General features: G+C 59.9%; 21 protein-coding genes. 7 read left to right on the top strand and 14 right to left on the bottom strand.

Annotation, left to right across the window (positions count from 1 at the left end; all coding sequences use genetic code 11):
* Positions 1 to 137 precede the first annotated feature (137 nt).
* The 4 genes from urtD to urtA form a co-directional block, all read right to left on the bottom strand.
* Complete coding sequence (gene urtD, locus AC1Q8Q_RS14410) at positions 138 to 1,010, bottom strand: urea ABC transporter ATP-binding protein UrtD (protein WP_168757155.1); 873 nt, start codon at positions 1,008 to 1,010, stop codon at positions 138 to 140.
* Positions 1,007 to 2,086, bottom strand: coding sequence for an urea ABC transporter permease subunit UrtC (gene urtC / locus AC1Q8Q_RS14405; RefSeq protein ID WP_168757156.1), 1,080 nt, complete (start codon positions 2,084 to 2,086; stop codon positions 1,007 to 1,009). The genes urtD and urtC overlap by 4 nt, the downstream gene beginning before the upstream one ends.
* Positions 2,086 to 3,588, bottom strand: a complete 1,503-nt coding sequence (urtB, locus tag AC1Q8Q_RS14400) for an urea ABC transporter permease subunit UrtB (RefSeq protein WP_168757157.1) — start codon at positions 3,586 to 3,588, stop codon at positions 2,086 to 2,088. Before urtB ends, urtC begins: the two co-directional genes overlap by 1 nt.
* Before the next feature lie 162 nt (positions 3,589 to 3,750).
* Complete coding sequence (gene urtA / locus AC1Q8Q_RS14395; RefSeq protein ID WP_020797581.1) at positions 3,751 to 5,016, bottom strand: urea ABC transporter substrate-binding protein; 1,266 nt, start codon at positions 5,014 to 5,016, stop codon at positions 3,751 to 3,753.
* 285 nt (positions 5,017 to 5,301) lie between these two features.
* Between urtA and AC1Q8Q_RS14390 the strand changes: the two genes are divergently transcribed.
* Complete coding sequence (locus tag AC1Q8Q_RS14390; RefSeq protein WP_492615178.1) at positions 5,302 to 8,604, top strand: hypothetical protein; 3,303 nt, start codon at positions 5,302 to 5,304, stop codon at positions 8,602 to 8,604.
* Positions 8,605 to 8,690: 86 nt separating this feature from the next.
* On the opposite strand, the gene AC1Q8Q_RS14385 is transcribed toward AC1Q8Q_RS14390, so the two are convergent.
* From AC1Q8Q_RS14385 to AC1Q8Q_RS14345, 9 genes are all read right to left on the bottom strand, one after another.
* Complete coding sequence (locus AC1Q8Q_RS14385; protein WP_168757160.1) at positions 8,691 to 10,070, bottom strand: PepSY-associated TM helix domain-containing protein; 1,380 nt, start codon at positions 10,068 to 10,070, stop codon at positions 8,691 to 8,693.
* Positions 10,071 to 10,170: 100 nt separating this feature from the next.
* Positions 10,171 to 12,288 (bottom strand): TonB-dependent copper receptor, encoded by a 2,118-nt coding sequence (locus AC1Q8Q_RS14380; RefSeq protein WP_492615177.1) that lies wholly within the window; start codon positions 12,286 to 12,288, stop codon positions 10,171 to 10,173.
* A gap of 73 nt (positions 12,289 to 12,361) precedes the next feature.
* Positions 12,362 to 12,820, bottom strand: coding sequence for a DUF2946 domain-containing protein (locus AC1Q8Q_RS14375; RefSeq protein WP_168757162.1), 459 nt, complete (start codon positions 12,818 to 12,820; stop codon positions 12,362 to 12,364).
* 21 nt (positions 12,821 to 12,841) lie between these two features.
* Positions 12,842 to 13,321, bottom strand: a complete 480-nt coding sequence (locus AC1Q8Q_RS14370; RefSeq protein ID WP_168757163.1) for a copper chaperone PCu(A)C — start codon at positions 13,319 to 13,321, stop codon at positions 12,842 to 12,844.
* Between the two features lie 47 nt (positions 13,322 to 13,368).
* Positions 13,369 to 13,767: a DUF2946 domain-containing protein gene (locus AC1Q8Q_RS14365; protein ID WP_168757164.1), complete on the bottom strand. Its 399-nt coding sequence runs from the start codon at positions 13,765 to 13,767 to the stop codon at positions 13,369 to 13,371.
* A gap of 349 nt (positions 13,768 to 14,116) precedes the next feature.
* The gene (locus tag AC1Q8Q_RS14360; RefSeq protein WP_168757165.1) at positions 14,117 to 14,845 is read right to left on the bottom strand and encodes a cobalt-precorrin-6A reductase; all 729 of its coding nucleotides are present in this window, start codon (positions 14,843 to 14,845) and stop codon (positions 14,117 to 14,119) included.
* Positions 14,842 to 15,939: a cobalt-precorrin-5B (C(1))-methyltransferase gene (locus tag AC1Q8Q_RS14355; protein ID WP_492615176.1), complete on the bottom strand. Its 1,098-nt coding sequence runs from the start codon at positions 15,937 to 15,939 to the stop codon at positions 14,842 to 14,844. Before AC1Q8Q_RS14355 ends, AC1Q8Q_RS14360 begins: the two co-directional genes overlap by 4 nt.
* A complete protein-coding gene (gene cbiE, locus AC1Q8Q_RS14350) occupies positions 15,932 to 17,143 on the bottom strand; it encodes a precorrin-6y C5,15-methyltransferase (decarboxylating) subunit CbiE (RefSeq protein ID WP_492615175.1) in 1,212 nt (403 codons plus the stop codon). The genes AC1Q8Q_RS14355 and cbiE overlap by 8 nt, the downstream gene beginning before the upstream one ends.
* 160 nt (positions 17,144 to 17,303) lie before the next feature.
* Positions 17,304 to 17,966, bottom strand: coding sequence for a hypothetical protein (locus AC1Q8Q_RS14345; protein WP_492615174.1), 663 nt, complete (start codon positions 17,964 to 17,966; stop codon positions 17,304 to 17,306).
* 255 nt (positions 17,967 to 18,221) lie between these two features.
* Between AC1Q8Q_RS14345 and cobG the strand changes: the two genes are divergently transcribed.
* From cobG to AC1Q8Q_RS14315, 6 genes are all read left to right on the top strand, one after another.
* Positions 18,222 to 19,577 (top strand): precorrin-3B synthase, encoded by a 1,356-nt coding sequence (cobG, locus tag AC1Q8Q_RS14340; protein ID WP_492615173.1) that lies wholly within the window; start codon positions 18,222 to 18,224, stop codon positions 19,575 to 19,577.
* Complete coding sequence (locus AC1Q8Q_RS14335) at positions 19,570 to 20,196, top strand: precorrin-8X methylmutase (RefSeq protein ID WP_168757169.1); 627 nt, start codon at positions 19,570 to 19,572, stop codon at positions 20,194 to 20,196. Before cobG ends, AC1Q8Q_RS14335 begins: the two co-directional genes overlap by 8 nt.
* Positions 20,196 to 20,927, top strand: coding sequence for a precorrin-2 C(20)-methyltransferase (locus tag AC1Q8Q_RS14330; protein WP_033043996.1), 732 nt, complete (start codon positions 20,196 to 20,198; stop codon positions 20,925 to 20,927). Before AC1Q8Q_RS14335 ends, AC1Q8Q_RS14330 begins: the two co-directional genes overlap by 1 nt.
* Positions 20,927 to 22,636, top strand: coding sequence for a precorrin-3B C(17)-methyltransferase (gene cobJ / locus AC1Q8Q_RS14325; protein ID WP_492615172.1), 1,710 nt, complete (start codon positions 20,927 to 20,929; stop codon positions 22,634 to 22,636). Before AC1Q8Q_RS14330 ends, cobJ begins: the two co-directional genes overlap by 1 nt.
* Before the next feature lie 184 nt (positions 22,637 to 22,820).
* Entirely contained in the window at positions 22,821 to 23,648 is an 828-nt protein-coding gene (locus tag AC1Q8Q_RS14320) for a hypothetical protein (RefSeq protein ID WP_168757171.1), read from the top strand.
* A gap of 59 nt (positions 23,649 to 23,707) precedes the next feature.
* Positions 23,708 to 24,385: a hypothetical protein gene (locus AC1Q8Q_RS14315; RefSeq protein WP_168757172.1), complete on the top strand. Its 678-nt coding sequence runs from the start codon at positions 23,708 to 23,710 to the stop codon at positions 24,383 to 24,385.
* Positions 24,386 to 24,411: 26 nt separating this feature from the next.
* Here AC1Q8Q_RS14315 and AC1Q8Q_RS14310 read toward each other — a convergent pair whose 3' ends face one another.
* A complete protein-coding gene (locus tag AC1Q8Q_RS14310) occupies positions 24,412 to 25,008 on the bottom strand; it encodes a MarC family protein (RefSeq protein WP_008058841.1) in 597 nt (198 codons plus the stop codon).
* Between the last annotated feature and the right edge of the window lie 7 nt (positions 25,009 to 25,015).

Genomic DNA, 25,015 nt, shown 5'->3' with positions numbered 1-25,015 from the left:
TCGTTCCCACGCTCTGCGTGGGAATGCATACCGTGACGCTTCGCGTCACCCTAGCGCAGGAATTGAGCCCTGCATTGTCAGTGGGACGCGGAGCGTCCCGGGCGGCATTCCCACGCGGAGCGTGGGAACGATCAGGTCTAGCGACCGAGGTAGACCTCAATTACCCGCTCATTGTCCTGCACCTGCTCCAGCGACCCTTCGGCCAGCACGCTGCCCTGGTGCAACACGGTGACGTGGTCGGCGATCGAGCCGACGAAGCCCATGTCGTGTTCCACCACCATCAGCGAATGCTTGCCGGCCAGGGTCTTGAAGAGTTCGGCGGTGAATTCGGTTTCGGCGTCGGTCATGCCGGCCACCGGCTCGTCGAGCAGCAGCAATTGCGGGTCTTGCATCAACAACATGCCGATTTCCAGGAACTGCTTCTGGCCGTGGGACAGCAAACCGGCGGGGCGATTGACCGACGCGGTCAGGCGAATGGTGTCGAGCACCTCGGCGATACGGTCTTTCTGCTCACCGCTCAAGCGCGCCCGCAGGCTGGCCCACACCGATTTATCGGTTTTCTGCGCCAGCTCCAGGTTCTCGAACACACTCAAGGCTTCGAACACGGTCGGTTTCTGGAACTTGCGGCCGATGCCGGCCTGGGCAATCTGCACTTCACTCATTTGCGTCAGGTCCAGGGTTTCGCCGAACCAGGCCTTGCCGTGGGTGGGGCGGGTCTTGCCGGTGATCACGTCCATGAGTGTGGTCTTGCCTGCGCCGTTGGGGCCGATGATGCAGCGCAACTCGCCCACGCCGATGTACAGATTCAAATCGTTCAATGCCTTGAAGCCATCGAAACTGACGCTGATGTCTTCCAGGGTCAGGATGGTGCCGTGGCGGGTGTTCAGGCCTTTGCCGGCACGCTGGCCGATGCCGATGGCATCACGGCTGCTGCCAGCGTCCCTATTCGGTTCCAGAGGCGGAAAAAATGCCGGTTCGAGCATGAATTCAGCGCTTGCAGTGACTCTCATTGTTCACCTCTTTTCTTCAGCAAACCGATCACGCCCTTGGGCAGGTACAGGGTGACGATGATGAACAGCGCGCCAAGGAAAAACAGCCAGTATTCCGGGAAGGCCACGGTGAACCAGCTCTTCATGCCATTGACCACGCCCGCGCCCAGCAAGGGGCCGATCAAGGTGCCGCGACCGCCGAGGGCTACCCAGACCGCCGCTTCGATCGAGTTGGTCGGCGACATTTCACTCGGGTTGATGATGCCCACCTGCGGCACGTACAACGCACCGGCGAGGCCGCACAACACCGCGCTCAACACCCACACGAACAACTTGAACCCGCGCGGGTCGTAGCCGCAGAACATCAAGCGATTTTCCGCGTCGCGCAGTGCGGTCAGCACTCGGCCAAACTTGCTCTGCGCCAGGCGCCAACCGATGTACAGACTCGCCACCAGCAACAGCACCGTGGCGAAAAACAGCACCGCACGGGTGCCAGGTTCCGTGATGCCAAAGCCAAGAATGGTGCGGAAGTTGGTGAAGCCGTTGTTGCCGCCAAAACCGGTTTCGTTGCGGAAAAACAGGAGCATGCCGGCGAAGGTCAGGGCCTGGGTCATGATCGAGAAATACACGCCCTTGATTCGCGAGCGAAAGGCGAAGAAACCGAACACCAACGCCAGCAATCCCGGGGCCAACACCACCAGGCACATGGCCCAGAGGAAGCTTTCGGTGCCGGTCCAGTACCAGGGCAATTCGGACCACGACAGGAACGTCATGAAGGCCGGCAAGCCATCGCCCGAGGCCTGGCGCATCAGGTACATGCCCATGGCGTAACCGCCAAGGGCGAAGAACAGGCCATGGCCGAGGGACAACAGGCCGGCATAACCCCAGACCAGATCGAGGGCGAGGGCGACGATGGCGTAGCAAAGAATCTTGCCAACCAACGTCAGTGTGTAGGCCGAGACATGGAAGACGCTGTCCGGCGACAACAACGACAGCAATGGCAACGCCAACAGTAAAACAAGGATTACCGCACCGACGGCAATCGTGACTCTGGGACCGGCCTTTTGGCTGGCAGTGAGCATCAGGGGCTGGTTCATCAGTCGATCACCCGTCCTTTCAGTGCGAAGAGGCCTTGCGGACGTTTCTGGATGAACAGAATGATCAGCGCGAGGATGAGGATCTTGCCGAGCACGGCACCGATTTGCGGTTCAAGAATCTTGTTGGCGATCCCCAGGCCGAACGCGGCCAACACGCTGCCTGCCAGTTGCCCGACACCGCCGAGCACCACCACCAGGAACGAGTCGATGATGTAGCTTTGGCCGAGGTCCGGGCCGACGTTGCCGATCTGGCTCAGCGCCACGCCGCCGAGTCCGGCAATGCCCGAGCCGAGGCCGAAGGCGAGCATGTCCACGCGCCCGGTGGGCACGCCGCAGCAGGCCGCCATGTTGCGATTCTGGGTGACCGCACGCACGTTCAAACCCAGGCGCGTCTTGTTCAGCAGCAGCCAGGTGAGTGCCACCACAAACAACGCGAACGCGATGATCACGATTCGGTTGTACGGCAGCACAAGATTGGGCAGCACTTGAATCCCGCCGGATAACCACGCCGGGTTGGCCACCTCGACGTTTTGCGCGCCGAACACCAGGCGCACCAACTGGATCAGCATCAGGCTGATGCCCCAGGTGGCGAGCAGGGTTTCCAGCGGGCGGCCGTAGAGGTGGCGAATGACCGTGCGCTCCAGCGCCATACCGATGGCGGCGGTGACGAAGAACGCCACCGGCAGCGCGATCAGCGGATAGAACTCGATGGCCTGCGGTGCGTAACGTTGGAACATCAACTGCACGACGTAGGTCGAGTAGGCGCCAAGCATCAGCATTTCGCCGTGGGCCATATTGATCACACCCAGCAGGCCGAAGGTGATCGCCAGGCCGAGCGCGGCGAGCAACAGGATCGAGCCCAGGGACATACCGCTGAACGCCTGGCCCAGCAGTTCGCCAATCAGCAGTTTGCGCTTGACTTGGGCGAGGCTGGTTTCAGCAGCAGTGCGCACGTTGGCATCGGTTTCGACGCCGGGCTCAAGCAATCCTTCGAGGCGGGTGCGGGCCAATGGGTCGCCGGTTTCGCCAAGCAGTCTTACGGCCGCGAGGCGCACCGTCGGGTCGGTGTCCACCAGTTGCAGGTTGGCCAGCGCCAGGCTAAGTGCGGCGTGAACGCCTTCATCTTTTTCGCCAGCGAGTTGCTGGTCGAGGAATTTCAGCTGCGCGGGTTTGGCGCTTTTCTGCAATTGCTGTGCGGCAGCCAGACGAGTTTTGGCATCGGCGGCGAGCAATTGATGGCTGGCCAGGGCGGTGTCGATCAGACCCCGCAGGCGGTTATTCAGACGCAGTGTTTTCGGTTCACCATCGATGGTCAACACCCCTTGTTGCAGGGCGTGGATCAGCTCGATACGCGCCGGATCGGGCTGCGCGGCCCAGGCTTCCAGCAGTTTTGCCTGTTGCACGGGATTGGCGGCAACGAAGTCTTCGGCATCGCCGGCGAAAGTGGCCATGGGCAGTAAAAGTGCGATGGCGAGGATGAAGCGGTAAAGGGCAGTGGGCATATCGTTAGCCTTACTCGGTCAATGTGGGAGCGAGCCTGCTCGCGAAAGCGGTCTGACATTCACCATCAATGTCGACTGTCAGGGCCTCTTCGCGAGCAGGCTCGCTCCCACAGGGAACTGTGTCGGGCCTGAGCTGTACGGTCAGGCCCGGCATCCATTGGCTCAGTTGCTCTTCACCGCATACTCCGGCTTCTTGTCGTTGCCCGGGATGAACGGGCTCCACGGCTGGGCACGGATCGGCCCTTCGGTCTGCCATACCACGTTGAACTGACCGTCGGCCTGGATCTCGCCGATCATCACCGGCTTGTGCAGGTGGTGGTTGGTCTTGTCCATGGTCAGGGTGTAGCCGGACGGCGCGGCAAAGGTCTGGCCGGCCAGCGCTTCGCGAACCTTGTCGACGTCGGTGGACTTGGCTTTTTCGGCGGCCTGCGCCCACATGTGGATGCCGACGTAGGTGGCTTCCATCGGGTCGTTGGTCACGGCTTTATCGGCGCCTGGCAGGTTGTGTTTCTTCGCATAGGCTTTCCAGTCGGCGACGAATTTCTTGTTCGCCGGGTTCTCCACCGACTCAAAGTAATTCCATGCTGCGAGGTTGCCCACCAGTGGCTTGGTGTCGATGCCGCGCAGTTCTTCTTCGCCCACCGAGAACGCCACGACCGGCACGTCCGTGGCTTTCAGTCCCTGGTTCGCCAGTTCCTTGTAGAACGGCACGTTGGAATCGCCATTGACTGTCGAGATGACCGCCGTCTTGCCGCCAGCCGAGAATTTCTTGATGTTAGCGACGATGGTCTGGTAGTCGCTGTGACCGAACGGCGTGTAGACCTCTTCGATGTCCTTGTCGGCCACGCCTTTGGAGTGCAGGAACGAACGCAGGATCTTATTGGTGGTCCGCGGGTAGACGTAGTCGGTACCGAGCAGGAAGTAGCGCTTGGCACTGCCACCTTCCTCGCTCATCAGGTATTCCACGGCCGGGATCGCCTGCTGGTTTGGCGCGGCACCGGTGTAGAACACGTTCGGCGACATCTCTTCACCTTCGTATTGCACCGGATAGAACAGCAGGCCATTGAGCTCTTCGAACACCGGCAACACCGATTTGCGCGACACCGAGGTCCAGCAACCGAATACCACGGCGACCTTGTCCTGGGTCAGCAGCTGTCGGCCCTTTTCCGCGAACAGAGGCCAGTTCGACGCCGGGTCCACCACCACCGCTTCAAGCATCTTGCCGTTCACGCCGCCCTTGGCGTTGATCTCGTCGATGGTCATCAGTGCCATGTCCTTGAGCGATGTTTCCGAGATCGCCATGGTGCCGGACAACGAATGCAGGATACCGACCTTGATGGTCTCGGCGGCCTGGACAGTCCAGGTCATGCCCATCGCGGCAATGCTTGCCGTGAGTGTGAAAGCCTTGATCAAACTGCGACGCTTCATTGTGCGATCTCCATGAACGTTGGATATTTTTCTTGGTTGGCAGATGCGGACTACTGAAGGGTCTTTAGCAAGGGCTGTGCCTAACGCCCGAAGTGCTTTACCTGAAGGGGAAAACCGTTCGGCGAATGCGCCGCCTGCACCGTGAGCGAGCACAACAGTGCAGGTGGGGCATGGCGATGCGCCCAACTGGTGCCGAACGTTGCTGGTAGTAACTATGTACCGCCCGGGCACTGTTTTCCGGTGCAAGAGTGGGGCTCTATCAGTGAATCAAAGGAGCACCACTTCATGGATGAACAATCACAACAGCACTACTCGGGAGGTGCGGGATCTGCGCTGCATGTACTGGCCAGGGAGTTCCTGTCGGCGGACGATGCCGCCCGTTATGCCCATGAGCGAGTCGGTCACCGCCGCGACAGCGGGTATCTCGGCTATATCCTTCAGCGAAGCGATCTACGATTTGTCATAACCGAACCGGCCGAGCATCAGGTCAGTATCGTTTCCCATCACCAGGTGATCCCCGACAATCACGTCTTGCACAGTCGTTTCTATTCTCACCCTGCGCTTTCGACGCTCGACGCAGGCAAGGTTGCGCAGCTGAAATGGTCTGTCGAAGATGCAGCGACGAGCTTGCTGATATTCAGCGTCCATGAGTTGCACAACATCCTGAGCGCCAGTTATCCGGCTTATCTTTCGGGAGCCGAAGACAGTTTGATCAGTTTCACGCCCGATAGCCCGCACGAGTTGAAGCTGCTGCAGATGCTCGGAACGGACGAAAAACCGGAGGCTTTTGCCAAGGCTCTCGCCTCGGGGGCGGTCAAACCGGAACAACTGGTTTTGGAGTTGGCAGCTGTCGGCAATCTGCAGGTCCTCATCAGCAACGGTCGCTGGCGACCACGGGGCAAAATTACCGGGGAACGCGTCCCGGGCCCCTGGGAGCGAACCGTGCCGGAGCGGGTGTCTTTTGGGGCGGTGTTCCCGTCAGCCGATGAGGCGGCACTTGATCGCTATTCCAGGGACACGGGGCACCACGACGAGGAACAGACCTGGTTCGGGTTCATCCTCAAGCAACAGGGCAAGGAGGAATACGTCGCCTCCGAACTGGTCCCGATTGGTGGTGTGCGAGACAAGCTTTATTCGTTGCGCAGTTTGTTCAGCGAATCCAGAACCCTGGGGACTATCTACCCCGAGTCATTTATACCGCATTCCTATTTTTACTCGCGTCAGCGCGTCAAGCATGCGCGAGACGAATCCAGGCGTTGGTTGGCCCAGCACTTCATCGTGCCACGAGATCTTTATATTGTTGTTTACAACTCAAAAAGACGTCCGGTGATGGAGGGTTTTGTGCCCATTCCTCTCTATATTTCTACCCAGGACGGGGCACTGCTGAAGTATGTCCAACGCAAGGGCTCCAAGCTGTTCGAAAACGACGCCCCGAACCTGGGCCTGGAAGACATTCAAACCCACCTGGCCAATGGCAAGCTCACGTCGACCGGTTTTGTCAGGGTAGCCGCTAACAGCGGTACCTTGCAGGTGATGCGCACCAGTCAGTGCTGGGACAGGAAAGGTCTGATCGACGCCCTCTGGGCGCCAGCTCTGTTCGTGGAACGTCGAGCCTTGAGTCCGGTTTTCTTTTCGGCCGATGACGCTGCGCTGCATGCTCGCTCGCAAGTTCCGCAAGGCAAGACAGGGGCGTTTGGCGGCCTGATCCTCAAGCGCGCCGACGGTTTTTTCGTAGCCACCGATCCGATCGACATTCCTCAGGAAGACTTTGATATCAAGTGGGTGTTTCCCGATGAAGCGGTCACTGCCGGCCAGTTTCCGGCAGGCTGCAGTATTGTTGCGCGGTATCGCTCACGGGTGCTGCGGGCGCTGCCTGTGGTATTGGCGAGCGCTGATAGAGAGCTTTATCTCAACATGCTGTCTGTCGATGTGGTTTACACGGCATTTACTCGTAAGGAACAAACACTCGACGAGTACTTGTTTGCACCTGACGGATCGACCATCCGTTTTCGAGTCGGAGCGTGGGAGCGAATCCGCGCCGACCTGGGCGCGATATTGAGTGCCTCGGGTAAACCGGCTAGCGACCTGGATGGAGCCTGGATCAAGGAGCAGATCCATCTGGGCCGGTTGTCACCGACGGACTGGGTAAAAAAACTGGCCAAGTCCGGTTATCTGCAAGTGGTCGTGGGGAGTCGCTTGTGGGGCTATGCGCGTGCGGTCATAGAATTTGCGCCATTTGCAACGGCTATCCGCCCGAGCAATCGCAGGAATGCGGTGTCGGAACCCGCTTACAGCCCGTTGCATATTCGCGAGCAGGATGCCGCGCGCTGTGCCCATGAGCGGGCCGGCAGTCGTGCCGCACTGAGTTTTGGATTCTTGCTCAGGAATGCCCGCGACGGTTCTTTCATGGCAACCTTGCCCATTGAGGCACGAAACGCAACGTTCGACTACCAACGTGTCTTTCCGGGTGCGTTACCTTACCGCTTCGTCACCAGCGGCTTGTACATGTGTGGTGCGCAAGCGCCTCGGAATCTGTCGGACGATGATTATCGGCACTTCTTTTCACCAATCGATGTGAGTCAGGCACGTGTTGTTGCGAACTCAGCCCAGGGCTACCGGTCGATTTACTTCTCCTGCGCCGACGGTGCCTTGTTACAGTTCAAGATGAGCGCCTTCGATTCGGCTATGACACTGGATAAGTTTGGGCAGGTCGAATTCAAGGACAATCCGTTCGCGTCATCTGCACAGGCGCAGGAGGACTGGCGCGACATCGAGCAGGGCAAGTTCAGCCTGACCGGTTACATTCGGCGCATGGCGGTGGCCGGACGACTGGAGGTCCTGGTGACAAGCCCCTACTGGTCTTGCCCGGGAGTGGTGGGTGCCGACTGGGTTCCACGGATGCCTGCTGTTTCCGACGCTGAACGGTGGGCACTCAATCCCGTCCTGCCTTTGGGACCCGTGTTTCACCATCCCGACGATGCGGCTCGTCATGCACAGCATCGGGCGGCGGGTGTCGGTGGGCAGCCCGCGGCGCTGACCAGCGCCGTGCTCGGCAAAACCGCAACCCGTTCGTACGTCGGCGTGGAGCCCGTTGTGGACACACCTTCCTCCTATGGTGCGCTGCACCGTATCTTCCGCACCGCGAACGACCCGTCGACTTCGCCCAGGAATAAAGCACCACAGTTTCCTGAGGGTTACACGCTGATGGCGGGCCACGAGATGTCCTTGTCGCCCGCCATCCCCACCGCCCCGCTGGAGGTGGAGTATGCGTCCGCCGCGTCGGTCTATGCACACACCCATGCCTTGAAAGCCAAAGGGTTTGATATTGACGCGTTCTACTACTCGACGCGTCATGGTGCGCTACTCAAATACGACCCCACCCACTCCTCGGAAGAAGGCCGGTTTTTACTCACCGGACATTTTACGTCATCCGAAGATTTTGTTCTGAAGTTGGCGGTTGTTGGTGGGCTGAGGGTGCTCAAGACGGCAGCTGACTGGAACCAGGCGGGCAGACTGGGACAGGACTGGAGAGTCGCTCGCCAACAGGTGCCCGACGTTTCCGATAAGCCGACTCGGGATGAGCTGTAATCTCGAGTCTACAGTCGTGGTGCGGCTGGCAAGGAAATTCGCAATTGCCAGTGAGATGCGCGGGGCCCCCGCGCATCTCGCCTGACTCAGGATGACGGTGAGGCGGTTTCAGTTTGCCGGGTCAGGCGCGACAACAGCAGCCGATCGAGCAGCCATACCACCACCAGCGAGATCCCCACCAACGGGAACGCCACCGCCAGGGCGAACATGATCACCATCGCGGTTTTCCATTTCGGCAGGTCGTGGCGCAGCGGTGGGACACCGAACTTGCCTTGCGGACGGCGTTTCCACCAGATCACGACGCCGCTGACCGCGCTGAGCAAGATCATCAGGCAGATCAGCAGGACAATGATCTGGTTGAGCGTGCCGAACATCTTGCCTTCGTGCAGCATCACGCCGATTTCCGTGGCGCGGGCGACGACGCCGTAGTGCTCGTAACGTACGTCGGCGAGGACGTCGCCAGTGTACTGATCGATGTGAAGGGTGGCGTCATTGCGTGGGTCATCGGCGAACACAGCGATGGTGAATACGCCAGTGGCCGTGGTCGGGAAGGTGATGCTGTAGCCGGGCTCGACCTTGCGTTGCACGGCGATGTTCTGCACATCCTGCAGGCTGATGGTCGGCGCGGCGGGACCGGTTGGCGCTGCGCCGTGGGCCATGTGTTCGGCATGATCGCCGGACATCGGCATCGGCGTATTTTCCATGGCCCACGGCACAGTCTGGCGGGTGGCGCTGTTGAGGCTGCGCGCTTCGACGTCGGACTTTGGCACGTTGTCCCACATCGCTGCCGGAAAGACATTCCAGACGGCGGCGTATTGCTGGCCCCAGAAGCCGGTCCAGGTCATGCCGCTGAGCAGCATCACCAGCAACAACGAGGCGCCCCAGAAGCCGGTGACGGCATGCAGGTCACGCCACAACACCCGGCCTCGACTGTTCAGGCGAGGCCAGAGAATGCCTGCGGCCTGACCACGGGGCCACCACAGGAACACCCCGGAAACCACCAGCACCACCCCCCAACCAGCGGCCAGTTCCACCAGTCGGTCACCCACGGTGCCGATCATCAGTTCGCCGTGAATCGCTCGCGCGACCGCCTGCAGGTTCTTCTTGGCATCTTGCTCGCCGAGAATGTCACCGTGATACGGGTCGACGAACACATTCAGCTCGTTACCGCCGTTGAGCACGACAAACTGGGCACTGCGCTGGGGGTTTATCGGCGGCAGGTATTGTTTGATCGTGCCTTGTGGATAGGCGGCCTTGACCCGGTTGAGCAGGTCATCGGCCGGCACCGTGTGGTGTCCGGCAGGGACGTTGAGCAGGCTGCTGTACATCAGTGAGTCGAGTTGCGGTTTGAACAGGTAAATGGTGCCGGTCAGGGCCAGCATCACCATGAATGGCGCAACGAACAATCCGGCATAGAAGTGCCAGCGCCAGGCCAGGTTGTAGAAATTCACTTTGGGCTGTTTCATCGGTTGTGCTCCGCTTGGCGAATCAATTGTCTGTAAAAGATCGCAGCCTCGTTTCACTCGACAGCTCCCGCAGGAGCCTGCGATCTTTTGACTTTTGTTGTTAGAAACTCATATCAATCCTGGTCCAGAGCGTGCGCCCGGGTTCCTTGATGGCTTGCGGATCATTGGCCGGGTAACCGAAACCGGCGTTGCCGGCCAGGTTCAAATGTTCGGCGTAGGCCTTGCCGAACAGGTTGTCGACGCCGCTGCTGACCTTCCAGTGCTGGTTGATCCGATAGGCACCGTTGAGCGAGAACACGGCAAAACCCGGGGTCTTGTCGAAGTCCTTGCCGACCACGTTGCCTTTGTTCTGGTCGATACGGTTTTGCGCGGCAACCACTCTCCACAGTGCGCCGGTGCTCCAGTTGTCTTCGCTGTAGGTCAAGCCGAAGCGGGCGTCCAGCGGCGGCATTTGTGGCAAGGCGCTGCCATCGCTGCTGTTCTTGCCCCAGGCGTAGGCCAGGGTGGCGTCGGCTTTCCAGTGCTCGTTGAGTGGGTAGGCGGCACCCAGTTCGCCACCCATGATTCGCGCATCGATGTTCTGTGCTTGAGAGGTCATGCCCATCATGGCTGGCGTGTAGTTGAACAGGATGTAGTCGCGCACCTGGCCGATGTAGGCCGAGGCCCAGGCTTCGAGATCTTCAGCTTTGTATTGCAGGCCGAAGTCGAGCTGGGTGGTTTTCTCGGGCTTGATCGAATCGAAGGCATTCACCGATCCGGCGGGGCCGGAATTGGGCGAAAACAGTTCCCAGTAGTCCGGGAAGCGCTGGGTGTGGCCCAGGCCCGCATACAGTGTGGTCGGGCTGTCGGCCAGGTCGTGTTCGTAGCGCATGAAGCCACTGGGCAGCGTATCGGCACGCGTGTCGTCGGCGGTTGGGTTGGGGCGGGTCATCATCCCCGAGCCGATGGTTTGCCGGTAATCCTTGGCCGAAGCGCGGTCCAGGCGTGCGCCGGTAATGAGTCGGTCACGCTCGGCGGCGTACCAGGTCAGTTCGCTGAACACTCCGTAATTGTGGAAGTCGGCGTCCTTGGTGTACGGCTGGTCCTTGTAGGTGTCGATGCCCATGGCGCTGCGTTGGCGGTGCTCGTTGGTCTGCGCATCAATGCCACTGACCAACTGCACATCGGCCCAACGCCAGGTAGCCTTGACTCGCGCGCCAAGAGTGCGCCGGTCGACGTTGGACGCCATGGGGCCGGCCATCATCCCGGTGCCGGACGGCGTTCGCAGCGTGTAGTTGTCCATCACATGGTCGGCGTAGTTGTAGTAGACCTGCGCCTCGAGCTGTTCCAGCACGTCGCTGATGTTGGACTTTTCGAAGCGCAGGCCAAGGCTCTCGCGCTTGAACTGCGAACCGTCCATGCCGCGTCCTGCATAACGTGCCTCGCCGTCACCCTTGCCGGCGGTCCACTCCAGCAGGGTATCGGCGTCTGGGGTCCAGCCGAGCGCAACGTCGCCGTTCCACTTGTCATAACGCGATGCCACCGTGTCGTTGTTGCCATCCTTGTAGTCGTCGGCCTGGGCGGTGTTACCGATCACCCGCACATAACCCAGTGGCCCGCCGGCGGCTGCGTCCACCAGCTTGTCAAAACGGCCATTGGAGCCGGCCAGCACACTGGCGTTCACCCGCGTGCCGAGCTCACCGAAGCTTTCCGGTTCGCGGTCGAAGAGGATGGTGCCGGCCGAAGCCCCCGGTCCCCAAAGCACGGTCTGCGGACCTTTGATGACGGTCAGTGTGTCGTAGGTTTGCGGGGAAATGTACGAGGTCGGAGCGTCCATTCGGCCGGGGCACGCGCCGAGCATCATGCCGCCGTTGGTGAAGATGTTCAGGCGTGAGCCAAACATGCCGCGCAACACCGGGTCGCCGTTGGTACCGCCATTGCGCACCTGGGCGAAGCCCGGAATGGTTTTCAGATAGTCCGACCCGTCGCTGGCCGGCACGGGTTGGCGCGGCTCCCTGGGGTTGGTGACGATGGTCAGTGGCGAGTTCGGGGCAATCGCGGTGATAACCGTCGGGGTCAATTCTTCACTATGACCTGCGTGTTCATCGGCCAGCGCGGAAGGCGCGAGCAAGGCACCGCACAGGAGGGCGGTGGCGTGCCTGAAGCGAATGCTGGATTCGTTCGGGGCAAGGGTGGCTTGGGCAGCGCTCAAGCAGGGGACAGCAGCAAACCTGGACATGACAATTTCCATCGAACAGTCGTAAACGACACGGTCGCTCCTGGAGGACCGTGTGAAACCAGAGGTGGGTTGTTTACGCGACGAAGGGCGGGGCGCGGGTGCGGGCGCCGGGGAAGAAGGTTCGCCGGGCATGGCCCAGGCGAGGAAATGGCGTGGTGTACGTGTTGGCGAGCGGGGTATCGAACGCTGTGAATGCAGCGCCACCGGTGAGCGCCGGGCAATTGAACAGCAGGCTGCAATAGCCGCATTTTTCCCAGATTGCGTGATGCCCGGACGCTGGCGGGCAATGCTCGGCCGTCGGTTGAGCGGCGTGAGCGGCGTGATCCATCGCCGACATGTCCATGCTCATGTCCATCGACATGTTCATGCTCATGTCCAGGGGCATGGAGGTACGCTGATCCATCGGCATCGACTGAGAAATCAGTGGACCGATAAAGATCATCAACATGGCGAACAGGCTGATCCAGCTGCCGCGCGTCAGGCTCAAGGGCTGACGACGGTGGGCGGATGACCTGGTGCCTGGCGGGCGCATGGGCGGCCTCAGCTCAGCGGATTATTGAGCGTGAGCGTGCTTTTGCGTGGCCTCGGGCGCCTGCTTCTGCACCGCCACTTCGACCGTCACGTCACCGGACTTCTCGAAGTGCAGGATCAGCGGGAAGCGCTTGCCATCGCTCAGCAGGCCTCGGTCTTTCAGCCCCAGCAACATGACGTGGTAGGCCATCGGTGCAAAGGTGACATCGCCACCCGCAGGGATTTCCACGCTCGGTACCGACTGCATTTTCATCAGGTCGTTTTGCATCACATGCTCATGTAATTGCGCTTCACCCGAGATCGGCGAGTCGACACTGAGCAGGCGGTCGGCGGTCTTGCCTGCGTTGTGGATCACGAAATAGGCCGCGACGGTGGGCGCATTGGGCGGCAATTCCTGCGACCAGGGATGAGCGATCTGCAGATCGCCGAGCGTGTATTCGTGGGCATTGGCAAAGCAGGCAGGCAGCAGCAACGCGGCCAGAACGATAAGTCTGTTCAACATGGCAGTTCTCCAGGCGATTCAAAACGCAGATCAATTGCGAGATGTCATCACACCAGAGGCGAGGCACGGGGGTTGAGGCTGGGCCATTGCTGGCGGGGTGTCGGGGTATTGAATGCGGCGGGAGGCAGGCTTCGATTCGCTTCGAACTGCGTGTAATACAACCGTGGCTCATGTCCGGGCAACGCCACCAATGGCGCGGAGCCGCTGCAGCACCAGCAATGTTGCATGTTGGAATGATCGTCGCTTTGCGGGGCTTTTTGCTCGATATCGCCCAAGGAGATCGCCACCACCCGGGTGCCGCTGGACGAGCAGAAACTGCCCCACAACACTTGTTCGGCTGGCGCCTTCGCCATCTGCGCCATCGCTCCGGACATCGGCATGGCGAGCATGTTGAACAGCACTGCGAAGCAGGCTATCCAGGCAATTGCGAGCCGTTGTCGGGACATGGGACAAATCCGGTGGGTGGGCGATCAGGCGTGGGTATTTAGCCTGATCAGGGCCGATAAGTAAAAACACCGCGTGCGGTGTGGTGTCGCAGCACGAGGTTCTCATATCCATCATGATAGCTGCGAATAGCGAAATGCCAGTGTCACTTAAACTTGTCAGTCGTCTTTTAAATGGGTGTAAGTAAATGCTGGTGGATTTTTAGACTTTAACTTTTGCATCGCTATCAATGACGCCATCGCGGGCAAGCCCGCTCCCACAGTTATCGGCATCGGACACATGATCAATGCCAGACAGAAAACCTGTGGGAGCGGGCTTGCCCGCGAAGACGTACTAAGGCGTTCACAATTCTCAGATAAAAACCTGTTCTGTCATTGCTCGCAACACCTCGGCCACCGACTCAAATTCGCGCTCTACCACCGGCAACACCGGCCGCTTCAACACCAGCACCGGCACCCCCCGCTCGCGCGCCACCTCCAGCTTCGGCTCAGTGGCGCTGCTGCCGCTGTTCTTGCTGATCAGCACGTCGATCTGCCGACGTTCGAACAAGGCGCGTTCCTCGTCGATCAGGAACGGTCCGCGTGCACCGATCACTTCGCAACGTTCGTTGCCGGGGTAAACGTCCAGCGCGCGCAAGGTCCAGAATTGCTCCGGCGGGATTTCGTCCAGGTGTTGCAAGGGCTCGCGACCCAGGGTGAACAGCGGTCGACGGAAGGGTTTCAGCGCGTCGATCAACTCGGCCCAATCACTGACTTCGCGCCAGTCATCGCCGGCCTGCGGTTGCCACGCCGGACGTCGCAGCGCCCAGCAGGCGATGCCGCTCAACCGAGCCGCCGTCGCGGCGTTTTGACTGATCCGGGCGGCGTAGGGATGGGTCGCGTCGAGCAGCAGATCAATCCCTTCATCGCGTATGAATTGCGCCAGCCCTTCGGCACCCCCATAGCCGCCAACTCGAACCTGGCAGGTCAGGTCCGTCGGCACTCGACCGACACCCGCCAGGCTATAGATGTGTTGCGGGCCGAAGGTTCTGGCAATCGCCAGCGCCTCGGTCACGCCACCCAGCAACAGAATTCGCTTCATTGAAAAGCTCCTGCATGGCCAACAATTCCGCCCTGGCGATCGATGGCAAACACTTCGACCTGAACCTGCGCCGGCACCACGCTGCGGGCAAAGTCCAGGGCGTGTTGGCACACGGCATCGCCGAGGGCGATGCCGGCGGCGCTGGCCATCGCCAGGGCCTGTTGACTGGTATTGGCTTCACGGATGCCTTGCTGCAGCGCCGTATCGGCGCCGACCGCGGCGGCCCATTCGGCCAGTTGCGGCAGATCGATGCTCGAGTGCCGACTGTGCAGGTCCATGTGCCCGGCCGCCAGTTTGCTGATCTTGCCGAAGCCGCCGCACAGGCTGAGTTTTTCGACCGGAACCTTGCGCAGGTGCTTGAGCACGGCACCGACGAAATCGCCCATTTCGATCAGGGCGATTTCCGGCAGGTTGTAGACCCGGCGCATGGTGTCTTCGCTGGCGTTGCCGGTGCACGCGGCGATGTGCAGGTAGCCGTTGGTCTTGGCCACGTCGATGCCCTGGTGGATCGAGGCGATATAGGCCGCGCAGGAAAACGGCCGGACAATACCGCTGGTGCCGAGGATCGACAGGCCGCCGAGAATGCCCAGGCGCGGGTTCATGGTTTTCAGCGCCAGGGCCTCACCGTTCTCGACATTCACCGTGACCTCGAAACCGCCGCGGTAGCCGAATTCGTTGGCAAGCAGCGTCAGGTGATCGCTGATCATCTTGCGTGGTACGGGATTGATCGCCGGCTCGCCAACGCCCAGCACCAGCCCCGGGCGGGTGACCGTACCAACACCACGCCCGGCATTAAAACCGATACCCGGTTCGCTGCGCAGGCACACCTGAGAGTAGAGCAACGCACCGTGGGTTACGTCGGGGTCGTCTCCGGCATCCTTGATCGTCCCTGCCTCGGCGCCACCGTCGATCAGGCGGCAGAACTCCAGGCGCATCTGCACCTGCTTACCCTTTGGCAGCACGATGTGCACGGCATCCGACGAAGTGCCACCGAGCAGCAGGCGAGCCGCCGCCAGGCTGGTCGCGGTGGCGCAGCTGCCTGTGGTCAGGCCGCTGCGCAGTGGTGCGGGTTGTTCGGCGGTTTCGTCACGCATCGAAGGGTTTGACCACGTCCAGCAAGGTAATCGGCAACGCCTGGCGCCAGGTGTCGAAGTCTCCCAGGGGCTGCGCCTGGGCGATATGAATACGCGTCAGCTCGCCCCCGTGCTGTTCGCGCCAGGCCATCAGGGTCATTTCACTTTGCAGCGTGACCGCATTGGCAATCAGGCGGCCGCCAGGCTTGAGCGCTGCCCAGCAAGCGTCGAGCACGCCTTCGCGGGTGACGCCGCCGCCGATGAAAACCGCGTCCGGACGCTCGAGTCCCACCAGCGCCTGCGGTGCACTGCCGCGAATCAATTGCAGGCCGGGCACACCGAGTGCGTCGCGGTTGTGCTCGATCAACAGCTGCCGACCTTCGTCGGCCTCGATGGCCAGTGCCCGGCAACTGGGATGAGCGCGCATCCATTCAATGCCAATGGAGCCGCTGCCGGCACCGACATCCCATAACAGCTCACCGGGAACCGGTGCCAGTCGAGCGAGTGTGATGGCGCGCACATCGCGTTTGGTCAGTTGGCCGTCGTGCCTGAAGGCGGAGTCCGGCAGGCCGGCCAGTCGCGACAGACGCGGTGCGTTTGCTTGTGCGATACATTCTATGGCGATCAGGTTCAGGTCGGCGACAACCGGGTCGGCCCAGTCGTTGGCCGCACCGTCGATGCGTCGCTCGGCCTCACCACCCAAATGTTCCAGCACGCTCAGGCGGCTCGGCCCGAACCCGCGTTCGCGCAACAGTGCCGCGATCGCGGCGGGACTTTGGCCGTCATTGCTCAGCACCAGCAGACGAACGCCACTGGACAGCTGCGCATTAAGCGCTGCGATGGGGCGAGCGACCACCGACAGCGTCACCACATCCTGCAACGGCCAGCCCATCCGCGCGGCGGCAAGTGAGCAAGAAGATGGCGCGGGCAAGACCAGCATTTCACTGCTGGGTACTTGCCGAGCGAGGCTGGCGCCAACACCAAAGAACATGGGGTCACCGCTGGCCAGCACGCATACGGGCTCACCGTACCGCTCCAGCACCGGCGCCAGCGAAAACGGGCTGGGCCACAATTGCCGTTCAGCACGAATACACACCGGCAGCAAATCCAGTTGCCGCTGACCGCCAATGATCCGCGAAGCGCCCAGCAGGGCGTGCCGAGCGTTCTTGCCCAGGCCCTTGAAGCCGTCTTCACCGATGCCTACCACTGTCAGCCAAGGGGGCATGCCATTCCTCTTCTATCGACCAAAGCCCAATCATCTCCGCGGCCAGGTCCATCTCGACCGGCGCGGTGGGGCATCATAACGCGGTGTCGATTGCATTCGCCCGTCGTCGTCGATGAAATCGCGTTCAAGGGCGATGACTGCCCTGCAAAACGATGGGGATTTAATCTGGTTTCTTAGGGCTGTTTTTTAGCAGGTCGAATCTCTTCATTCTGATCTCGCGACGCTTTTTATCAATAAGCGTCCTTTTTGTTTCAAGTATTCTTTTATCCAGTTTGAGATAAGCTCGTTGCTGGATAATTGTGGCGGAGCGCTTTTCCGATTCGACGTACAGGAAGTTACTTTCATTGGTAGACGCTACCAATTCAAGATTGAAAACCGCAATTTCCAGAAAGCCCTTGGCGTCATAGCGAGCGGGAATGACCTGAAAGTGTCGACCCAGGAGACTTTCCTGGTCCAGAGAGAGCAGCGCGGGCTTGTCGGGTTTCAGGGCGTCGAGCGTGTCGATCATCGCGTTACCTTGTCGGCTGTCGGGCATCTTCCCGGCGCTCTCGACCAGGAAATCCGCAACGTTTCTCAAGACATCGTGACGGGTGCGGGTAAAGATTGCATCCTGGAAGACAGACCACCCCAGGAAACTCAGCGTCGTCATATATTCATTCAGCCACTTTGTCGAATCGACAAAGCGACTGCAGGCCGTGTCGGCGGATTGGGTGGCGATCTGTGTGCAGTGGGTCAGGTCGTCATGATCCGCAAGTGATATGTCCTCAATGCTTGAAAGCAGAGTGGGGCCGGTCAATACGCCGGAGAAGTTCCTACTGTTCATATTCAGTCCTTGAATAAAATTTTAGTGGAGGAAGTGGTCTTCCTGGTGGAGAAAGTACAACAGGCTGCCTGCGGCTAAAATAACGTTGGCTTGAAGAACTGCTACTGGCTGTTAAATACATTGTGCAGTTGTCTTTGAAGCGCAAATGCCGGTGGGCGTTTCAGACTTCGGGCGAGCGATCGTTGACCTTTGGGCGAGCACGCTTCGTCGTCAATCCACTTGAGCTTTTTCATCCCGCCGGACAAAGCAGGCATAATGCGCCCCTTCGTCCCGTTGCCGGTCATCCCCGTGAATTCACCTCAGACATCCAGTCCCTTGCGCCCATCGGCCTGTCCCGGTTTGTTGCGTGTCGTGCAGGCGCTGGATGGCGGTATTTGTCGGATCAAACTTGCCGGCGGGGCTATTCGCGCAGATCAGGCCGTGGCGGTGGCTGATGCCGCCGAACGCTATGCCGGTGGCGTGATAGAGGCGACCAACCGCGCCAATCTGCAAATTCGCGGAATTGGCCAGCAGTCCACCGCGTTGATCGAGAGTCTGCTGGCCGTCGGGTTGGGGCCGGTCAACGTCGCTGGCGATGATGTGCGCAATCTGATGCTCAGCCCAAGCGCCGGCATTGACCGGCACATGCTGATCGACAGCAGGCCCTTGGCCCGAGAAATTCTCGACAGCTTGCAAACCCATGCGCGCTTCCATGAGTTATCGGCCAAGTTCGCCGTGCAACTGGATGGCGGTGAAGCCTTGGCAATGCTTGAGCATCCCCATGACCTATGGCTGAGTGCGGCTGATCGAAATGGCGAGCCTGTGCTGGCCTTCGGTCTGGCAGGGTGTCCCACCGATGCGCCGTTGGCAGCGGTATCGCTGCGTGACGGACATGCGTTGGTGATGGCGGTGTTGGAGTTGTTTCTCGAACTTGCACGGCCGGATCAGACGCGGATGCGACATCTGCTGACTGAGCATTCGCTGGATTCACTGTTGCAACGGTTGGCCGAGCGCGTGCCCTTGTTTGCCATGGAGCCATGGCAGCGCTCGACTGCAACCGCGCGATTGCACATCGGCAGTCATCCGCAGCGTCAGGAAGGCCTTGTCTATGTCGGCGCGGTGCCTGCGCTGGGGCGACTGGACCCGACGATGCTCAAGGGGGCGGCTCATCTGGCCGAGGCGTTTGGTGATGCCAGCCTGCGCCTGACCCCTTGGCAAAGCCTGTTGCTGCCAAATATTCGCCATGAAGATTCACCAGCCCTGCGTCAACAATTGCAGGCATTGGGTTATCTGGTCGACGCCAATCAGACCCTGGCCCATCTGGTGGCCTGCACCGGATCGGCCGGTTGCGGCAAAGGCTTGGCGGATACCAAGGAAGACGCGCGGCAACTGGCCGATCGGCTGCATGCTCAATCCGCACAGGTGCAGGTTCACTTGTCTGGCTGTTCGCGCTCCTGCGCGTGCGCGCACACGGCGCCCGTCACATTGTTGGCGACGCGCCCTGGTCACTACGACCTCTATTTTCGCGATGCCGCGCAGCCGGGTTTCGGCGCGCTGCACGCTCGCAATCTTACTATTGAAGCGGTCGCGGCCTTGCTCGATGCCCGCTCACGGAGCCCCCTTGATGCTTGATTACATCCGCGACGGTCAGGAGATCTATCGCAATTCCTTCGCGATCATCCGGGCCGAGGCCAGCCTCGAACGCATTCCGGCCGATCTGGAAAAACTCGCAGTCCGTGTGATACATGCTTGCGGCATGGTCGATGCTATCGATGGCCTGCAGTTTTCCACGGGCGCGGGCAAGGCCGGGCGCGATGCGCTGGCCGCCGGCGCGCCGATTCTGTGTGATGCGCGGATGGTGTCCGAGGGCATAACCCGTGCGCGTTTGCCAGCGAACAACCCGGTCATCTGCACCCTGCGAGATGAAAGCGTTCCACAGCTGGCGCGTGAACTGGGCAACACCCGTTCCGCCGCGGCACTGGAACTGTGGCGTCCTCATCTGGAAGGCAGTGTCGTGGTGATCGGTAACGCGCCGACAGCGCTGTTTTACCTGCTTGAAATGCTCGACGCCGGTGCGCCCAAACCGGCGTTGATCCTTGGTTTCCCCGTGGGCTTCGTTGGCGCCGCCGAATCCAAGGCAGCACTGGCCGCCGACAGTCGTGGCGTGCCGTTCGTTATCATGCAAGGTCGGCTGGGCGGTAGCGCCATGGCCGCCGCCGCCGTCAATGCCCTCGCCACGGAGATCGAATGATGCAGCAACCTGGACGTTTGATCGGCCTTGGCGTGGGGCCGGGTGACCCGGAACTGATTACGGTCAAGGCGCTGCGCCTGCTGCGCGAATCGCCGGTAGTGGCGTACTTCGTCGCCAAGGGTAAGAAGGGCAACGCTTTCGGCATCATCGAAGCGCATTTGCAGGACGCCCAAACCTTGTTGCCACTGGTGTACCCGGTGACCACCGAAGCGTTGCCGGCACCACTGTCCTACGAGCAAGTGATCAGCGATTTCTACGATGCGGCCGGTGAAGAGCTGGCCGCGCATCTCGATGCGGGTCGTGACGTGGCAGTGATCTGCGAGGGCGATCCGTTTTTCTACGGCTCCTACATGTACCTGCACGATCGGCTGGCGCAACGGTATGAGGCCGAAGTGGTGCCGGGTGTCTGCTCCATGCTCGGCGGTGCTTCGGTACTGGGCGCGCCGTTGGTGTATCGCAACCAGAGCCTGTCGGTGCTGTCCGGCGTGCTGCCTCACGAGGATCTCAAGCGTCGCCTGGCTGACGCCGATGCGGCAGTGATCATGAAACTGGGCCGTAACTTCCCGAAAGTCCGTCAGGTGCTGGAAGAACTCGGATTGGCCGAGCGAGCGCTGTATGTGGAGCGTGCGACCATGGCCAACCAGAAGATCGTGCCGCTGGATCAGGTCGAGCCTATGTCGTCGCCGTACTTCTCGCTGATCATCGTTCCCGGTGAAAGGTGGCAAGGCTGATGACTCGTCCAGCTCCGGCCATTGTCATTCTCGGCAATGGCAGCCTCGCCACCGCGCGCAGCATTCAACAACTGTACCCCGGCGCCTTGATCCACGGCCTGGACGAACGTGTCGTCGGTGCCGATCGCACTTACCGCGAGTTCGGTGCGACATTGCGTGAGCTTTATCAACAAGACACGCCGATCATCGCCCTGTGCGCAGCCGGTATCGTCATTCGCACCCTGGCGCCGTTGCTGCTGGAGAAGGGGGCCGAGCCACCCGTGCTCGCCGTCGCCGAAGACGGGAGCGCCGTGGTGCCGCTGCTCGGTGGTTTGGCTGGCGTGAACGTGTTGGCGCGGGAGGTTGCTGCGGCACTGGACGTTTCAGCGGCGATCACCACCAGTGGCGAATTGCGTTTTGGTACCTGCCTGCTGAATCCACCCAGCGGTTATGCCTTGGGTGATCTTGAGCTGGGCAAACGCTTCGTTTCCGATTTGCTCGCCGGTGAGTCGGTGCGAATCGAAGGGGCGGCGCCTTGGTTAGTGCAGGCGCAGTTACCGGAAAACCCGCAAGCGCGGCTGGCCGTTCACGTCGGTCATGCCGAGCGTACGCCGGCTGCCAATGAGCTGCTGATTTATCCACGCAACGTGTTGGTCGCGGTCGGTGCTGGCGTGGTTGATGTTCCCGGTGCAGTTCGCGAGGCTTTGCATCAGGCAAAAATCGCCGTGCAGTCGTTGGCCTGCCTGCTGGCTGCCGATAGTGAAATGTCGAGTCCAACACTGCGTGAAGCGGCGCTTGAGCTGGGTGTGCCGCTACGTTTTGTCGATGATGTTGGCGCGGCCAGTAACCTGATGCGTAACGCCATCGAACAGCCTGTTTCCGTGTTTGGCGATGAGGCCGTTGCCATCGCAGTTGCCAAGCAGCCTTTGGACCCCTCGTCGATTGGCCGTCCTCGCGGTCGCCTGGCGGTGATCGGTCTCGGCCCCGGCGCCGCCGATCTGATGGTGCCTGCGGTCAAGGCGGAACTGGCCCGCGCCAATGACGTTCTCGGTTATGAAACCTATGTGCGCATGGCGGGACCGTTCCGTGCGGATCAGGTCCTGCACTGCACCGACAACCGTGAAGAAATGCAGCGTGCCCGCCACGCCTTTGAGCTTGCGGCGCAGGGTCGCTGCGTAGTGGTCGTTTCTTCCGGGGACCCCGGTGTCTTTGCCATGGCCGCAGCGGTACTCGAGGCTCTGCATGAGTCCCGCGATCCAGCGTGGCACAACGTTGATCTGGAAATCCTGCCGGGCGTTTCGGCATCGCTGGCAACGGCTGCCCAGGCAGGCGCCCCGTTGGGGCATGATTTCTGCGTACTGTCGCTTTCGGACAACCTCAAGCCTTGGGACATCATCGAGAAGCGCCTGGACCTTGCGGCGCAAGCCGACCTGGCGATGGCTTTCTATAACCCGATCTCACGTTCCCGGCCTTGGCAGTTGGGGCGTGCACTGGAAATCGTCGCGCTGCATCGTGCTGCTGACACACCCGTCGTGTTGGGACGCGATGTAGGGCGCCCGGGGCAGACGTTGCGGGTCACGACACTCGGTCAATTGACGCCGGATCAAGTCGACATGCGAACCATGGTGTTGATTGGCTCATCCACGACTCGCGTATTTGCTCGGCCTCAGGGATCGTTGTGGGTGTACACGCCACGTAGCTACGGTGACAAGTTGGTCGATATCAACTAGACAAGTCGCGGTCATATAGGTCGGATTATTCGGGTCGTTTCGCTCGAATAATCCGTCTGTTCGCGGGGTGGTGCCGGCTTTACATATATGGTCATTTAATTGGGTTTGTTGCTCGGTGAGGGGGTGGGTTAGATTCGTTAATACGCCCAGGAGGGCTGTAGACGAACTTAAAGGAATGTTGAATATGGAAAGTTTTGAAGATTCAAGCGCTCTCAAGGGTTGCACGGATTTGGGAAAGGCGCGTATTGCCAGGGCCAAGGCACTGTTGGTTAACGCTCCCCGTGCAAGAGGTCTGGTGGGTTCCGCTGATTTGGCGGCGTCGAGTCCTACCAAGGAACTGGATGCTTTGGTTTTAGGTAATTCACTCATCGGTTACGGCGATGGTATTTCGCTCGAGAACATGATGATTATCGAAAACCTCATCAGTTTTTCGAAGCTGGAAGCTGATCACGAAACTAAAAATGATCCGAACCCTGCGGCCTGGCATCGAGCATTTATCAATTGCATGTTGGATATGGGATGTTCTGTTCCAATTCATGCGAGTCTGGAATACAAAAAGCAGTCTGGCTCGGGGACGATGAAAAATATCGTCACGTCCATTGTCCAGGCAGGGATTGCTGCGGCAGTAGCCGCCATTCCCGGTGCAACGGTGTTGAGTGCCGTGGCAGACTCTACCTTGACGGCTTTGGAAAAGGAACCTGATACAGTCAAGCTATTCAATTACGATGTAGTGACAGCAAAAGGTGTGAAGCTGGCCATATTGCCGTGTGAGCAAGCAAAGAATGGTCTCATTATTGTTTCTTTTTCGTCGATCAATCATGAAAGCAATACGTTCGGTGGTGAGGTCCTTTTCTTTGATCTCAAAGTCACTAATGTTGATATTTACCAGGGTTCGAATTATCTCACCTTTAATCCTTTTGCCTATGCTGAAGTAAAAGATGATATTGAGTCTGTCCTTGGGTTGCGGCGCAAAGAGATGCGAAGCAAACGATTTGCGCGGCACAGGAAGTAAAAGATAGCCAGCCTTGGCCGGAGGCGTTTGCCTCTGGTTTGCACGATGGATATAGACATATGGACTATTCGATTTACATCAATGGATGTTGCATGCTGGCTTTATCAAAAGAATTGTCGTTCGCCACGAAACAAGATGTGATTGATGCTTTGCTTTTTACTCAGCTTGCTGCCGATGAAGAGTTTCCTGACGAGCCGAACGGCCTGGATTGGTTCGAGGCTTACAAAAGTATCTTGTATGAGTGTGGCTGGGTCTACGATCGGCAAAATGTGACGACCGGTACGTTTACATCCATTGCCGAAAAGACGTTCTCGTTGAGAGAGGCGTTTGCGACGGTCTTTGAAAACAATCTGGATAGTGAGCAGGCGACTGTTTTTCTGGCAGTGTTGGATAAGGTCGCCGCGTTGCCGGACAACATGAACCTGGAGCAGATCTTCCGCCAACAGGCAGCGCTGAATGTGAAGGGGATGAAGCGCATCAGGGCGTGCATTGGTGTGGTCAATGAACGTGGGTCCTTGAATAGCGCTTCGGTTTTTTTTGATACCCGCGGATCAGTCGGCAGGCTATTCACGGGGCGTGACTTTGCTTTCAGTGATCTGCATGGCGCGGTGAACGCCTATTTTTACACCGCTCGTTTCAATGCAGGCGTCTTTGGCGAGTACAGGGCAGATACCGTGCAGTGGTTAGGTGCACGGCGGCAGTCTGAACATCTCGAGATCGCCAGCCTGACGATTTAGCAGGTCCTGGCAGGTGCCTTGTGCAATCAGGGCACCAAATACCCCTTCACCCCGGTAAAGATAATCTGCGCCGCCAACGCACACACGAACAAGCCCATCAGCCGGCTGACGATCTGCAAGCCCTGGTCGCCTAGAATGCGTTCGATACGGTTGGACAGGTACAGCACCACGCCGACGGTGAAGCTGGCCAGGGCAATACTGACGATAGCCGTGAGCTTATCGTCCCAGTGCGGCTGACTAACGCCCATCACCAGCAGGGCACCAATGGTGCCGGGGCCGACGGTCAGCGGAATGGTCAAGGGGACGATGGTCACGTCCTGCTGCACATTATCGGTCTGCACCGCCGACTTGCCTTGCGCCATCCCCAACGCCGAGATGAACAGCACGCTGCCGGCGCCGATCCGGAAGGCATCCACGGTGATGCCGAATACGCTGAAAATCACGCGTCCGAACAGATACAGCAGGACGCTGGAGACCAGCGTGGCGATGGCCACCTTCCACGCCAGTCGGCGTTGTTCCTTGCGCGAATAACCGCGGGTCAGGCTGATGAAGCAGGACAACACGAAGAACGGGCTATAGAGCACCAACATCTTCAGGTAAACGCTGAACAACACGTGGAGCATGGGGCAG

The sequence above is a fragment of the Pseudomonas sp. GW823-FHT06B06 genome (genome assembly GCF_058795195.1).
This window is presented reverse-complemented; position numbering and strand designations above follow the sequence as displayed.

Bases quoted from the DNA above. Each gene is read 5' to 3' on its own strand.
- urtD (WP_168757155.1), bottom strand. From the start codon at position 1,010: ATGAGAGTCACTGCAAGCGCTGAATTCATGCTCGAACCGGCATTTTTT.
- urtC (WP_168757156.1), bottom strand. From the start codon at position 2,086: ATGAACCAGCCCCTGATGCTCACTGCCAGCCAAAAGGCCGGTCCCAGA.
- urtB (WP_168757157.1), bottom strand. From the start codon at position 3,588: ATGCCCACTGCCCTTTACCGCTTCATCCTCGCCATCGCACTTTTACTG.
- urtA (WP_020797581.1), bottom strand. From the start codon at position 5,016: ATGAAGCGTCGCAGTTTGATCAAGGCTTTCACACTCACGGCAAGCATT.
- AC1Q8Q_RS14390 (WP_492615178.1), top strand. From the start codon at position 5,302: ATGGATGAACAATCACAACAGCACTACTCGGGAGGTGCGGGATCTGCG.
- AC1Q8Q_RS14385 (WP_168757160.1), bottom strand. From the start codon at position 10,070: ATGAAACAGCCCAAAGTGAATTTCTACAACCTGGCCTGGCGCTGGCAC.
- AC1Q8Q_RS14380 (WP_492615177.1), bottom strand. From the start codon at position 12,288: ATGTCCAGGTTTGCTGCTGTCCCCTGCTTGAGCGCTGCCCAAGCCACC.
- AC1Q8Q_RS14375 (WP_168757162.1), bottom strand. From the start codon at position 12,820: ATGCGCCCGCCAGGCACCAGGTCATCCGCCCACCGTCGTCAGCCCTTG.
- AC1Q8Q_RS14370 (WP_168757163.1), bottom strand. From the start codon at position 13,321: ATGTTGAACAGACTTATCGTTCTGGCCGCGTTGCTGCTGCCTGCCTGC.
- AC1Q8Q_RS14365 (WP_168757164.1), bottom strand. From the start codon at position 13,767: ATGTCCCGACAACGGCTCGCAATTGCCTGGATAGCCTGCTTCGCAGTG.
- AC1Q8Q_RS14360 (WP_168757165.1), bottom strand. From the start codon at position 14,845: ATGAAGCGAATTCTGTTGCTGGGTGGCGTGACCGAGGCGCTGGCGATT.
- AC1Q8Q_RS14355 (WP_492615176.1), bottom strand. From the start codon at position 15,939: ATGCGTGACGAAACCGCCGAACAACCCGCACCACTGCGCAGCGGCCTG.
- cbiE (WP_492615175.1), bottom strand. From the start codon at position 17,143: ATGCCCCCTTGGCTGACAGTGGTAGGCATCGGTGAAGACGGCTTCAAG.
- AC1Q8Q_RS14345 (WP_492615174.1), bottom strand. From the start codon at position 17,966: ATGAACAGTAGGAACTTCTCCGGCGTATTGACCGGCCCCACTCTGCTT.
- cobG (WP_492615173.1), top strand. From the start codon at position 18,222: ATGCGCCCCTTCGTCCCGTTGCCGGTCATCCCCGTGAATTCACCTCAG.
- AC1Q8Q_RS14335 (WP_168757169.1), top strand. From the start codon at position 19,570: ATGCTTGATTACATCCGCGACGGTCAGGAGATCTATCGCAATTCCTTC.
- AC1Q8Q_RS14330 (WP_033043996.1), top strand. From the start codon at position 20,196: ATGCAGCAACCTGGACGTTTGATCGGCCTTGGCGTGGGGCCGGGTGAC.
- cobJ (WP_492615172.1), top strand. From the start codon at position 20,927: ATGACTCGTCCAGCTCCGGCCATTGTCATTCTCGGCAATGGCAGCCTC.
- AC1Q8Q_RS14320 (WP_168757171.1), top strand. From the start codon at position 22,821: ATGGAAAGTTTTGAAGATTCAAGCGCTCTCAAGGGTTGCACGGATTTG.
- AC1Q8Q_RS14315 (WP_168757172.1), top strand. From the start codon at position 23,708: ATGGACTATTCGATTTACATCAATGGATGTTGCATGCTGGCTTTATCA.
- AC1Q8Q_RS14310 (WP_008058841.1), bottom strand. From the start codon at position 25,008: ATGCTCCACGTGTTGTTCAGCGTTTACCTGAAGATGTTGGTGCTCTAT.